Raw genomic sequence first — 12,223 nt, 5'->3', positions numbered from 1 at the left:
GGAGTGCCAGCGAACTTGCTCGTCGCCAGGGAGCAGGCGCCATGGTGACATCCTGCCCCTGTTTTGCCCGACGTGTCAAATGGAGTTCGTGAAATCCGCAATTGTGCGGCGTTCACCGGCAAGCCATTGATTCCGCTAGCCCCGGCTACTGTGCATGGGGTTGTTTTCGCACTTTTTGATGCGAGCGGCCTTACTCCGCCGCTTTTTCCCTCAATCGCTGGGCGTAGACGTTGATGACCAGCGCTGCCAGCAGGATCAGGCCGCGGATCAGGATCTTCAAAAAACTGTCGATGTTGACGTGGTCGAGCCCGTTGTTGAGGACGCCGAGCACGAACAGGCCGACGATGGTGTTGCCGATGCCGCCGCGGCCGCCGAACAGGCTGGTGCCGCCGACCACGACGGCGGCGATGGAGTCGAGCAGGTAAGTGTCGAACTCGTTCTGCTGCGCGCTGCCGAAATGGGCGACGCCGAGCATGCCGCCGATGCCGGAGCACACCGCGGAGATCACCATGACCGCGCCGAGGATGAGCTTGACGTTTAGGCCGGAATATTCGGCCGCCTCGCGATTGCCGCCGACCATGTAGATGTAGCGGCCGAAGCGCGTGTAGGTCAGCACCAGATGCCCGCCGAGCAGCATGATGGCTGCGACGATGACGATCCAGGGGATGCCGCCGATCGAGCCCGAGCCGAGCGTCGTGATCAGGCTCGGCACCTTGTAGGCGATCTGGCCGCGCACCAGCAGCGCCGAGATGCCGGCCGCGATCTGCATCATCGCCAAGGTCATGATGAAGGAGGGGATGCCGATCACGGTCAGCCCCAGCGCATTGACGAGGCCGAGCAGCGCACAGAGCAGGATCGACAGGATGATCGCGACCGCGCCGGGCAGGGGGATGTTGGCGATGTTGACGTAGGATTCCTGGAGCGTGAAATAGGCAACCGCGATGCCGGTGACGTTGGCGATGCTGGCGATCGACAGGTCGATCTCGGCGCAGAGGATCACGAAGGTGAGGCCGACGGCGATGATGCCTGTCACCGACACTTGCGTGAGGATGTTGCCGAGATTGTCGAGCGTCGCGAAGGAGGGGCTGGCGAAGGCGAAGAAGCCGGACAGGAAGATCAGGGTGAGGAACGGCGCGATGTTGCGCATCTGCGAGCGCAGGAAGGGCGCAACGCCCCGCGCTCGCGCAGCCGCCGCCGGAACCGTTTCACTGCTCGTCATGGTGCTGCTCCGTCACGCCGCTTCCAGCAGGCGGTCCTTGCTGACCGGCTCGTTCCTGAATTCCCGCACCAATGCGCCGCGCTTGAGCACGAGGATGCGGTCGGCCAGCGACAGCACCGTTTCCGGCTCGGTCGACAGCACGATGATGGCAAGCCCCCTGGCGCGGAGGTCGCGGACGATGTTGATGACGTCGTTCTTGGCGCCGACATCCATGCCGCGGGTCGGCTCGCACAGCACCAGAAGCTTGGGCGGATAGGTCAGCCACTTCGCCAGCGCGACCTTCTGCTGATTGCCGCCGGAGAGCATGCCGAGGTCGAGGCCGACCACGGGCGGCCGGATCTGCAACTGCTCGACCTGGCGCTTTGCGATATCGCGCTCCTGTGCCGGCTTGAGCAGCAGCGCCGAGATGCGATCGAGGATGCTGATCGAGATGTTCTTGTAGACCGGCTCCTGGTGAAACAGCATGTCGCGCCGGCTCTCCGGCACAAGCGCCACGCCGGCGCGCCGCGCCGCCGCCGTGCTGGCGAAGGTCTTTGGCGTGCCATCGACGGCGAGCGAGCCACTGTCCGGCTTCAGCTTGCCGAACAGAATGCGTGACAGCTCCTGCTGGCCACAGCCCATGAAGCCGTAGATGCCGAGCACCTCGCCGGCGCGGGCCTCGAACGAGACATCCTGAAGGCTGCGGGCAAGCGATAGCTGATCGACTTTCAGCACCACCGCGCTGTCGCTCGGCTGCGGCAGCATTAGATCGTCGGTGTAGCTGTGCTCGAGCACCTCGCCGCCGCGGCCGATCATGGCCTCGATCAGCGCGCCCTTGGTGGTCGCGGCGCTCGCCGTCTCCGCGACCTTCCGCCCGTTGCGGAACACGGTCACCGTGTCGGACACGCGCAAAATGTCCTCGATGAAATGCGAGATGAAGACGATCGCAGTGCCTTCCTCGCGCAGACGTCGGAGCGTTGCGAACAGCCGCTCGACCTCGGGTGGGGAGAGGGCGGAGGTCGGCTCGTCCAGGATGACGATGCGCGCGCCGGAGAACAGCACGCGGGCGATCTCGATCAGCTGCTGAAGCCCGATCGGGAGGTCGCCGAGCCGCGACATCGGGTCGACGTCGATGCCGAAGCGGGCGAGCTGCTCGCCCGCTTCGCGCGCCATCCGCCGCCACTGCACGAGGCCGAGCCGGTTGACCGGCTGATTGCCCAGGAAGACGTTCTCCGCGACCGTGAGGTCGGGCGCGACAGAGAGCTCCTGGTGCACCATGGCGATGCCGGCCGCATGCGCATCGCGCGCCGAGCGGAAATGCGTCTCCACCCCGTCGATCAGGAAGCGGCCGGAGAATTCGGCATGCACGCCGGCGATGATCTTCATCAGCGTGCTTTTTCCCGCGCCGTTCTCGCCGACGAGACCGTGGATCTCGCCGGGAAGAAGCGCGAAGTCGACACCACGAAGCGCTTCGACGCCGCCGAAGCTCTTCGTGATGCCCTTCAGTTCCAGGATGGGCGAATGAACCTCTGGCATGGAGGACTAAATCAGGAAATGGTCTTCCATCCACTGCATGCCGGGGGCATTGGCCTTGGTCACGACCGGGCCGTCAGTGACGACGTTCTTCGGGATGCCCTGTCCGCTCTTCTCGCCGCCGACCACGGCCGACACGCCTGCGATGATGGCGCCGCCATGGATGCGGCAGGATGGATTGCGCACGGTCGCGAACATGCGGCCCTCGCTCACCGCCTGGATCGCCGGCGGCATGGCATCGACACCGCCAATCAGAATGTTGGTGCGGTTGCGCGCCTTCATGATGTTGTAGGCGGCCAGCGCCATGTCGTCATTGTGGAAGAACGCCGCGTCGATCTGCGGATATTTGGTGAGATAGGTCTCCCAGAGGCGGGCGGTCTTGGAGACGTCCCAGTCGGCCGGCTGGGTGTCGAGCACTTCGATGCCGGGGAATTGCTTGACCACCGAATTGAAGCCCTTGGCGCGTCCTTGTGCGCCGGTATGGCCGAGTGCGCCCTGCGTCATGATGATCTTGCCCTTGCCGCCCATGGCGTTGCACAACGCCTGCGTCACCGAGGCGCCCATGAACTCGTTGTCGGGGGCAAGGAAGGAGTGGACATTGATCTGGTCGAGCGGCGCGATCAGCGTGTCCATGTCGATCACGGGCGTGCCGGCGTCGATCATCTTCTGCACGGGCTGGGTGAGGGTGCCGATGCCGAAGGCTTGGATCGCGACGAAATCCCATTTCTGCGAGGCCATGTTGTCGATCGCCGCGCGCTGCTTGACGGCGTCGAGCTGACCATCGAACCAGGTCACCTCGACATTGAACAGCTTGCCCCAGAATTCTGCGGCCTGCTTGCCCTGCGCGCACCAGGTGGCCTGGAGGCCCGCGTTGGAGAAGGCCGCTTTCAGCGGCTTCTCGGATCGTCCGACTTCGGCTGCAAGTGCTGGGTTTATGCCCATGCTGCCGAGGATGGCAGTCGCGGCGCCGGCGGTCGCTGCCGCCTGAAGAAGATCGCGCCTCGTCGTCGAGAAATCTTTCGTCCCGGACATCGCTCGCTCCCGTAAGATTTTATCGTCGGCGCGTCATTGCTTGCGCGACCGATGTCCGAAAGTGTCTCACAAGAGTTGACGTCACTCAATCTGCAATCAATCGCTGCGATCGCAGCAAGCCACCCTTGGTGCAGCGCAAAGCGTCAGGCCGGCACGCCGGCGAATGCGTCGATCGCCACGAGCAATGCATCCCAGGCCTGTGCAATGTCCGGCGACCATTCATCGCCGAGCAGATCGCGGAGCGCATCCCTGATGATCGCAAAGAAGGCGATGAAGAGGTCGCGTGACGTGCCGTAAGCCTCGTGCGAGGCGGCCTCGCAGGCGATCAGTCGGAAATGGCCGCGGCGCTCGTCGGCGAAGTCGAGGACCGCCTCGATGGCCAGCGCGAGCATCGACCCCATCACGAGCTCGCTGCCTTGCGAGCGAAACATCATCCGGGTTTCCGGATGCTCTTCGAACAGGCGCTGATAGACCCTCGGCGTCAGATCGGCGCAGCGCGAGGCCGCCAGCTCAAAACTGCGTTCGATCGGATTGGGAGACGTCCTCATCGGCGCTTCAGCCGTGCAGGCAAAAAAAGAGCGGGGCCCTGGCCCCGCTCAAAAATTGTGTCGACCCTATTATCCCCGATTCTAAGATTTGCTCTTGATTGACGGGGCGACGCTGCGTTTTGCGCGCCAGGGGCTCCTCCCGAGACTTGGACCACCAGGCCACGACCTCGCGGTCAGCGCCTGAGCAAGAGGATGCTAGATCAACTTTTCTCACTTGTCATCATTTTCGGCAACGATTGTTCAAAATAAGAGCAGCTGACGAAATGATCGGGCTTGCCACCTTATAAGTATATGACAAATATAAGAAATCTGTGGACCGTGGGGTCTTTGACTTGTCTCAAATGCCGGCCCTCCGACCGGGGTAGGGTGCTCCGACCACAGTTTTCGAGAAATTTGCGCCGGGGCAAGCAGACGGTGGAACTGACCTCGACTTAGGGCAGGCGCGGTGTTTAGTTAGCAGGCGAACGAATGGTTCGGCGGATGTACGCGCGGCTGCAAAAATTCCTACCCGTTGTCCTGCTCGCCCTGGTGATGCAGGTGCTGGCGCCGATTGCCGCGTGCTGGGCGGCCGGTCAGGCCGTTGCCGATCCGCTGTCCGCCGGCGTCATCTGCCACAGCGGGGATGCGCATGGGGGCCTGAACGATCAAACCGGCAGCCCCACCGCGCACGCCGGTGCGTGCGCGCTGTGTTGCCTGGCGCAGGCGGGTGCATCGCTCGATTCGCCGCCGCAGGTCGCACTCGCAGCTCCCGTCCGCTTCGCCGAGCGCGTGGTGTGGCGCGAGACGGGTGCGTCCATCGTTTCTTTCCACAGAGGCTCAAGCGCCCAGGCGCGCGCACCTCCACGCTTTTCCTGACGTAGCGACAACCGAACCATTGGCGCGCGAATTGGCTGCGCCGGTGGCGTGCTCAATGGACCGGCCGACGCGCCGGATGTCAGGAATTCAAGAGATGTTACGCATTCGTGCGATCGGCAGCGCGAGCTTGCCCGTGCTTTGCGGGCTGCTGTCCTCGATCAGCTCAGACGCGCTCGCCCAGGCTGCCCAGGAGGCGCTTCCCCCGGTGACCGTCGAGGCGCCGCAGGCCGCCCGTCCCCGAGCGGCAACCCGGCCATCGCGACCGCGCGCTGCTTCGGCGGGCCGTGCAGCGAGGCCCGTTGCGCCCAACGCGACCGACAGCGCCTCGACTCAAAACAAGACGTTGACCGCCGGTGTGGCGCGAGATGGCCTCAATCAGGCGCCGGCCGGCCAGACCGCGACGACCATCGATCGCAGCCGGTTCGACAACCGCCCGGCGTTTTCGGTCAGCGACGTCTTGCGGGACAGTCCGGGCATTTCGATCAAGCAGGGGAATGGTCCCCGAGACTTCGGCATCTCGATTCGTGGCTCGAATGCCCGCAACAGCTTCGGCATCCGCAATCTCGTGATCTTCGAAGACGGCTTTCCGGTGACGCAGCCGGACGGGCTGTCGCGGAGCGACCTGATCGATCCCCACGCCTATGGCGCGATCGACGTGATCCGGGGACCTTCCTCGGCGCTCTACGGCAACTACGCGACCGGCGGCGCGCTCAATTTCCGGACGCGGCCAGGCGGCACCATCGACGGCGTCGAATATGGCGTCGACGGCGGCAGCTACGGCTATCTCAACAACTACCTCGCCGCCGGCAAGAAGGTCGGGAATTTCGAGGGCTCGCTGTTCGCAAGCGACACGCGGGGCGACGGCTATATCGCCAACAGCTGGTTCAATACGCAAACCGTCAACTTCCTCGGCACGCTCAGGGCGACGCCGGACGATCGCTTCACGGTCAAGATCATCAACAACGACCTCAGTGCGCGGCTTCCGATCCGGCAGTCGCTGAACCAGTATTATCAAAACCCCTTCCAGCAGGGCTGTGCAACTGGTGCCACAGCGGCGCTCGGATGCGGAACGGTCAGGCTATTCAACAACGGCTTCAACGCAACTGCTGGAACCGACACCGAGACAGCCGTGCAGGCGGGGCTCGGCCGCAACGACCGCCGCACCATTGTCGGCGGTCGATGGGAGCACGATTTCGACAACACGATGACCTGGCGCAACCAGTTCGTCTTCGATGACAGAAACATCAGCCAGCCAACCGGCACGACCAGCTCGATCGGAGATTTTCCGTCGTACAATTTCATGAGCGATCTCACCAAGCGCGGAGAGATTCTCGGGATGGAGTCCACTGCGTTCTTCGGCGCCTTCTACAACACCCTGACGGCGTCGAGCGATACGCGAAACGTGATGCCGGGGGGCAATGCCACGCTCGGCAGGCTATCGAGCAATCTCTTCAGCGCAACGACCAATTATGGCATCCGCGCGCGGGAGGAGCTCAAGCTGACGACATCGCTGACGGCTGTCGCCGGAGTTGGTTGGGAGACCACCATTCTGAAGGGGATAAACACGGCGTACGCATACGCAGGTCCCACCGGCATCACCACGACGACCCTCACGACGGCGGACCGGCAGTTTCAAAATGCTGCGCCAGAGTTGGCGCTCCTCTACAGTCTCAACAACGAGTGGCTGTTCCGTGGCCGGGTCGCCACGGGGTACGGCACTCCGCAGGTTTCGAATCTGTTCGTCCTGCCGAGCGGGCTGTCGGGCAACAATACTCAGCTCCAGGCGCAGAAGAATCTGGGCTACGATCTCGGTTTTGACTGGACACCGAACAAGACGCTCAAGGTCAGCGCGACCGGCTTCTATGAGTTTTTCCGCGACGAGCTCGTATCGCAGGCAACGCCTGCCGGTTCACCCAACACGACCTATACGTTCAACGCACCGCGATCAGAGCATCGCGGCATCGAGCTTGCCGCCGACTGGAAGTTCTATCCCGGCTGGCGGTTCATGGCGGCGTACACCTATCTCGACGAGGTCTATACCGAATATGTCGAGAATATCACCAATGGCGCGGTGTTCAGCTTCAACCGGGCGGGCAACAAGATCCCGGGCATCTCGCCCAACGAACTGACAGCACGGGTCGGCTACGACGAGTTTGCCGGGCCATTGGTAGGCCTCGGAGGCTTCGTCGAGGTCCAGTGGAAGGACTCCTTCTACATGGACAACGCGAACTTGCTGAAGGCGCCCGGCTATGAGCTGGTCAATGTGAATGTTCACTACAACACTGATCTGGTGTCCGACACTTTCCGGTCTCTGAATCTGTTTCTCGAAGTCAGGAACGTATTCGACCGCACCTACGTCGCCTCGGCAAACAACATCGCCAACACCGTTACGGCGGCAGGCTTTCAAAATCCTGCGAGCGTGCTCGGAAACACGACGGGATCGATCTACGCGGGCTCGCCGCGCACGTTCGTTGCGGGTATGAAGGTGGCGTTCAAATGATCCGGGCTCTCGAAGGGAGTAGGACCGTGATCCGAAATGGCTTGCTCGGGATAGTCGCTCTTGTATTCTTGCAAGGTGCGGCGATCGCGCAGATGCATGGCCAGCATGGGTCCGAGGCGGCTTGTGACGAGCCGACGTTGCGCTGTGCCACCAAGGCGACGCCTGCATTCGCTCCGGACGGAACGCTGTGGCTGGTCTGGATGGCGGGAGGGCAGATATCCGTCGCGCATTCGCAGGATGCGGGGCGGAGTTTCTCGACCCCCACCCAGATCACGACGAAGCGGCTGAACCTCGATTGGGGGCCGGATGCCCGGCCGAAGATCGTGGTCGATCGTAAGGGCGGCATCGCCGTCGCGTTCTCGACCTTCAGGGACGAGGCCTTCAACGGGCAGGTGCTCTACACCCGGTCCAGCGACGGTGGGAAGAGCTTTGCCGAGCTGAAGCCGATCACCGCAAGCAACGAGAGCCAGCGTTTTGAAGCGCTGGCGCTCGATCAGGACGGAACGGTCTTTGCGGCCTGGCTCGACAAGCGCAATCGTGTCCCAGCAAGGGAGGCGGGACGGAAGTACGAGGGAGCAGCGCTGTTCTTTGCCTCGTCTCGTGATGGCGGCGTCACCTACGCCGAGGGCCGTCTCGCGCGTGACGGTACCTGCGAGTGCTGCCGATTGGGGCTGACATTCGCGGCGCCCGGGCGGCCGGCTGTGATCTTCAGAAACATCTTCGAAGGTGGCGTGCGCGATCATGCGGTCATGACCTTCTCCGACGTCTCGATGCCGGGTGAAATCCACCGGGTCAGCCATGACGACTGGCAGATCAACGCTTGCCCACACCACGGGCCGAGCCTTTCGGTGGCGCCGAACGGGACTTATCACGCCGCCTGGTACACGAATGGCAAGGCGCGGAAAGGACTGTTCTACGCCCATTCCCGCGATGAAGGTCGCACTTTCTCCGCGCCGATGGCACTGGGGCGGCCAGATCGCGGGCCGACGCGTCCCTTCGTGCTCGCGGGCCCGACGGGAACAGTGATGGTGTGGAAGGAGTTCGATGGTGAGAAGACCTCGGTCCAGATGACGATCTCCAGGGACGATGGCGAGACCTGGTCGCCGCCGAAGACAGTATCGAGCACGACCGATACATCTGACCATCCCTTGCTCGTCGCAAATGGCCGGCAGGTGTATCTGTCATGGATGACGAAGGCGGATGGCTATCGTCTCACAGCGATCGAGGATCAACCATGAGACGTCGATTTGCGGGCCTTCTGGGGCTGGGTATCCTGATCGCGTCAGCGTCCGCGCTCGGGGCGCCTCCCGCTCTCAAGCCATTCGAACGAGGCTCCTGGCAAGGCCTGCTCAAGGGCCATGCGGGCCGCCCGATGCTCGTGCACTTCTGGGGCGTGACCTGCGGACCCTGCAAGGTCGAGCTGCCGTTACTCGGGAAGTTTGCGAAGGATCACCCCGAGATCGATGTCGTCACGATCAGTGCCGATCTCGTGCCGAACCTGCCGGCTGCGACGCAATCGATGCTCGACAAGGCTGGGCTATCGTCGACCGAGAATTTCATCTTCAGCGACGGCTTTGTCGAGCGTTTGCGGTTCGAGATCGATCCTGCCTGGCAGGGCGACATTCCCAGAACAATGCTGTTCTCGCGTGACGGGACGATCACGACAATCGAAGGTTCCGCCGAGATTACCGATCTCGAGAAATGGTCGGCGCAACAACTCTCCACGCACTAAATCCAGTCTGCAAACGGGAATACGGACATGAAGACAATGTTGAAGAATGTGCTAGTCGCGGCGTTCGCTCTTACACTCGGCGCAGCGCCAGCGGCGGCCGACGACGTCAAGGCCGGCGATATCGTCATCTCGCAGGCCTGGAGCCGGGCGACGCCGGGCGGCGCCAAGGTCGCGGGCGGCTATCTCACCATCGAGAACAAGGGGTCGGCGGCGGACAGGCTGGTCAGCGTTTCCGCCGACATCGCGGGGAAGGCCGAGATTCACGAGATGGCGATGGACAATGGCGTGATGAAGATGCGCCCGCTCGACAAGGGGCTCGTCATTGATCCCGGCAAGACCGTGAAGCTTGCGCCCGGCGGCAGTCATTTGATGCTCCAGGAGCTGAAGGGCCCGTTCAAGCAGGGCGACAAGGTGCCGCTGACACTTCAGTTCGAGAAGGCCGGCAAAGTCGCCGTCTCTCTCGACGTCCAGGCTGTTGGTGCGCCGGCGCCCGGCGCCGGGCACTCCGGCCATATGGATATGAAGAAAATGCCGGATCACTCGGGAATGAAGATGTGATGAGGCTGATCTGGCCTCCGGGAGACCGAAATATGTTGAAGCGATCCTGCCTGATCCTGATTGCTGCGTTCGCCATCTCGCCGGCGGCGGCGCACGTGTCGCTCGAGGCCAAGCAAGCCACGGTTGGCGCGTCGTACAAGGCTGTGTTCACCGTGCCGCACGGCTGTGCGGGCTCGCCCACGGTGAAGATCCGCGTGCAGATCCCTGAAGGGGTGATCGGGGTCAAGCCGATGCCGAAGGCGGGCTGGAACGTCGATGTCGTCGAGGGCAAATATGCCGGGGAATACGACTATCACGGCAACAAGCTCTCTTCCGGCATCAAGGAGGTGATGTGGTCCGGCGGCAAGCTGCCGGACAAGAACTATGACGAGTTCGTCATGCACACGGTCCTGACTGGCTCGCTCAAGCCAAACACGACCCTGTACTTCCCCGTCGTTCAGGAATGCGAGACCGGCGTCAGCCGCTGGATCGAAATCCCGGCAGAGGGAGTAGGGCATTCGCATGAGGGCAAGTCGCCGGCGCCTGGGGTGAAGCTGCTGCCGAAACCGTGATGCGCCTGCTCGCCGCGCTCGCGACGCTACTCATCGTTGTCGGCTTCGCGACCGGCGCGTCCGCGCATGCGGCGCTGGTCGCGGTCGAGCCGGCCAGCGGCAGCATGCTTGCGAGCGGGCCGAAGGCTGTGATGCTGCGCTTCAACGAGACCGTGACGCCGGGCGCGATCCAGCTGATTGATGGCGCGGGCAGGGCGCGGGACGATGTGCGCATCAACGTGTCGGGCGAAACGATTTCGGTTGCGTTGCCGCCGGACCTGCCGCAGGGCACGGCGGTCGTCAGCTATCGCGTGATTTCGCAGGACGGCCATCCCATCGCGGGATCGGTGGTGTTCTCGATCGGCGTGCCGACGGGGACGAAGCCTCCCGCGAATACCGATGGCGGGTTGAGCGCGCTGATCTGGTTGGCGCGGGTCGGCCTTTACCTCGGGCTGTTTGTTGGCGTCGGCGGTGTGTTGTTCGCGCGCTCGATCGCGTGGTCGATGACGGGCACGACCGTGCCGCGCGTGGCGCTCGCGGTCGGCCTTCCGAGTGCGGTGGTATCCCTTGGTGCGTTGGGCCTCGATCTCCTCGGCTTGCCGCCGGTGGCTCTTGCGACCATTGCCCCCTGGAAGGTGGCGTTCGCGACGAGCGCAGGTCCCGCATCGCTGATCGCCATCGCCGCGATGCTGCTTGCGTTGGTGGCGCTGCGCAGCGCATGGTCCGCGCGCGCTCTTGCGTTCATCGCGTTCATCGGCGTCGGGCTGTCACTGGCCATGACCGGGCATGCCGCCACGGCACCGCCCGAAATGTTGACGCGGCCGGCGATTTTCCTCCACGGCCTTGGCGTCGCGTTCTGGATCGGGGCGCTGGCGCCGCTCGTTGCGCTGGTGTCGAAGCCGACGGCCACGACCTTGCCTGTCGTAAACCGCTTCTCCCGCATCGCCGTGCCGGGCGTCGCCACGCTGGCATTGACCGGCCTTGTGCTCGCCATCGTCCAGCTCGAAAAGCCGTCGGCGCTGGTCGAGACCCGCTATGGCCTCATCCTTTCCATCAAGCTCGCGCTGGTCCTCGTGCTGCTCGCACTCGCCGCGCTCAACCGCTTTCATCTGACCCCGGCGCTGGCAAGGGATCACGAGGCTGCGTCCGCCCTCAAGCGCTCGATCCTGTTCGAATGCGCGATCGCACTCATCATCTTCGCGGTCGTCGCCAGCTGGCGCTTCACGCCGCCGCCGCGGAGCACCGTTCCGGAAACGCCCTTGGCGATCCACATTCACAGCGACAAGGCGATGTTCCAGGTGCTGGTGTCTCCTGGGAAGCCCGGCGTCGACGATTTCGTGCTTCAGCTCATGACCGGAGAGGGGACGCCGCTCGCGGCCAAGGAGGTGACATTGACGCTGAGCCTGCCCGAGCGCGGCATCGAGCCGATGGAACGCGGCGCCTCGCTGGGGCCGGACGGCTACTGGCATGTGCGCAAGGTCGAGTTGCCCTTTGCCGGCCGCTGGCACGTGCGGATCGATGCGCTGGTAACCGACTTCGAGAGGATCACGCTGGAGGATGAACTCGAGGTGGCGCCGCCCTAGGCTCGCCGGCTTTGCAGGGCATGCTGCTCCTCAAGTGAAACCTGAAGTCGACGGAAAAATGACAGGAATTCCGCCGCGTTAGCGGCTTTTCCTCATTCCCGGTCTTGTGTTTTCGCTCCCAATCCGGTTTCACTGCAAGCCGTCACTGATTCCT

General features: G+C 63.5%; 11 protein-coding genes. 7 read left to right on the top strand and 4 right to left on the bottom strand.

The window, feature by feature from the left end:
* Positions 1 to 190 precede the first annotated feature (190 nt).
* From CWO91_RS30710 to CWO91_RS30695, 4 genes are all read right to left on the bottom strand, one after another.
* Complete coding sequence (locus CWO91_RS30710; protein ID WP_130218995.1) at positions 191 to 1,219, bottom strand: ABC transporter permease; 1,029 nt, start codon at positions 1,217 to 1,219, stop codon at positions 191 to 193.
* A gap of 12 nt (positions 1,220 to 1,231) precedes the next feature.
* Positions 1,232 to 2,734, bottom strand: coding sequence for a sugar ABC transporter ATP-binding protein (locus CWO91_RS30705; RefSeq protein WP_130218993.1), 1,503 nt, complete (start codon positions 2,732 to 2,734; stop codon positions 1,232 to 1,234).
* Between the two features lie 6 nt (positions 2,735 to 2,740).
* Positions 2,741 to 3,763, bottom strand: a complete 1,023-nt coding sequence (locus CWO91_RS30700; protein ID WP_091885915.1) for a sugar ABC transporter substrate-binding protein — start codon at positions 3,761 to 3,763, stop codon at positions 2,741 to 2,743.
* 143 nt (positions 3,764 to 3,906) lie between these two features.
* Entirely contained in the window at positions 3,907 to 4,311 is a 405-nt protein-coding gene (locus tag CWO91_RS30695; RefSeq protein WP_130218991.1) for a globin, read from the bottom strand.
* A 480-nt stretch (positions 4,312 to 4,791) separates the two neighbouring features.
* Between CWO91_RS30695 and CWO91_RS30690 the strand changes: the two genes are divergently transcribed.
* From CWO91_RS30690 to CWO91_RS30660, 7 genes are all read left to right on the top strand, one after another.
* Positions 4,792 to 5,166, top strand: coding sequence for a DUF2946 domain-containing protein (locus tag CWO91_RS30690; protein ID WP_208753085.1), 375 nt, complete (start codon positions 4,792 to 4,794; stop codon positions 5,164 to 5,166).
* A gap of 94 nt (positions 5,167 to 5,260) precedes the next feature.
* Entirely contained in the window at positions 5,261 to 7,666 is a 2,406-nt protein-coding gene (locus CWO91_RS30685) for a TonB-dependent receptor family protein (RefSeq protein WP_130218987.1), read from the top strand.
* Between the two features lie 26 nt (positions 7,667 to 7,692).
* Positions 7,693 to 8,904: a sialidase family protein gene (locus CWO91_RS30680; RefSeq protein ID WP_130218999.1), complete on the top strand. Its 1,212-nt coding sequence runs from the start codon at positions 7,693 to 7,695 to the stop codon at positions 8,902 to 8,904.
* Positions 8,901 to 9,398, top strand: a complete 498-nt coding sequence (locus tag CWO91_RS30675; protein WP_130218985.1) for a TlpA family protein disulfide reductase — start codon at positions 8,901 to 8,903, stop codon at positions 9,396 to 9,398. Before CWO91_RS30680 ends, CWO91_RS30675 begins: the two co-directional genes overlap by 4 nt.
* Positions 9,399 to 9,425: 27 nt before the next feature.
* On the top strand, positions 9,426 to 9,956 hold the full coding sequence (locus CWO91_RS30670) for a copper chaperone PCu(A)C (RefSeq protein WP_130218983.1): 531 nt from the start codon (positions 9,426 to 9,428) through the stop codon (positions 9,954 to 9,956).
* 32 nt (positions 9,957 to 9,988) lie between these two features.
* Positions 9,989 to 10,507, top strand: coding sequence for a YcnI family protein (locus tag CWO91_RS30665; RefSeq protein WP_130218982.1), 519 nt, complete (start codon positions 9,989 to 9,991; stop codon positions 10,505 to 10,507).
* Positions 10,507 to 12,069: a copper resistance CopC/CopD family protein gene (locus CWO91_RS30660; protein WP_130218980.1), complete on the top strand. Its 1,563-nt coding sequence runs from the start codon at positions 10,507 to 10,509 to the stop codon at positions 12,067 to 12,069. Before CWO91_RS30665 ends, CWO91_RS30660 begins: the two co-directional genes overlap by 1 nt.
* The last annotated feature ends 154 nt before the right edge of the window (positions 12,070 to 12,223 follow it).

The sequence above is a fragment of the Bradyrhizobium genosp. SA-3 genome, assembly GCF_004212635.1.
Classification (GTDB): domain Bacteria; phylum Pseudomonadota; class Alphaproteobacteria; order Rhizobiales; family Xanthobacteraceae; genus Bradyrhizobium.
The sequence above is the reverse complement of the archived record's forward strand: the minus strand, read 5'-3'. Positions and strand labels throughout refer to the sequence as shown.

What these genes read in the sequence shown, in the direction of transcription:
- CWO91_RS30710 (WP_130218995.1), bottom strand. Translation starts at nt 1,219, where the DNA reads ATGACGAGCAGTGAAACGGTTCCGGCGGCGGCTGCGCGAGCGCGGGGC.
- CWO91_RS30705 (WP_130218993.1), bottom strand. Translation starts at nt 2,734, where the DNA reads ATGCCAGAGGTTCATTCGCCCATCCTGGAACTGAAGGGCATCACGAAG.
- CWO91_RS30700 (WP_091885915.1), bottom strand. Translation starts at nt 3,763, where the DNA reads ATGTCCGGGACGAAAGATTTCTCGACGACGAGGCGCGATCTTCTTCAG.
- CWO91_RS30695 (WP_130218991.1), bottom strand. Translation starts at nt 4,311, where the DNA reads ATGAGGACGTCTCCCAATCCGATCGAACGCAGTTTTGAGCTGGCGGCC.
- CWO91_RS30690 (WP_208753085.1), top strand. Translation starts at nt 4,792, where the DNA reads ATGTACGCGCGGCTGCAAAAATTCCTACCCGTTGTCCTGCTCGCCCTG.
- CWO91_RS30685 (WP_130218987.1), top strand. Translation starts at nt 5,261, where the DNA reads ATGTTACGCATTCGTGCGATCGGCAGCGCGAGCTTGCCCGTGCTTTGC.
- CWO91_RS30675 (WP_130218985.1), top strand. Translation starts at nt 8,901, where the DNA reads ATGAGACGTCGATTTGCGGGCCTTCTGGGGCTGGGTATCCTGATCGCG.
- CWO91_RS30670 (WP_130218983.1), top strand. Translation starts at nt 9,426, where the DNA reads ATGAAGACAATGTTGAAGAATGTGCTAGTCGCGGCGTTCGCTCTTACA.
- CWO91_RS30665 (WP_130218982.1), top strand. Translation starts at nt 9,989, where the DNA reads ATGTTGAAGCGATCCTGCCTGATCCTGATTGCTGCGTTCGCCATCTCG.
- CWO91_RS30660 (WP_130218980.1), top strand. Translation starts at nt 10,507, where the DNA reads ATGCGCCTGCTCGCCGCGCTCGCGACGCTACTCATCGTTGTCGGCTTC.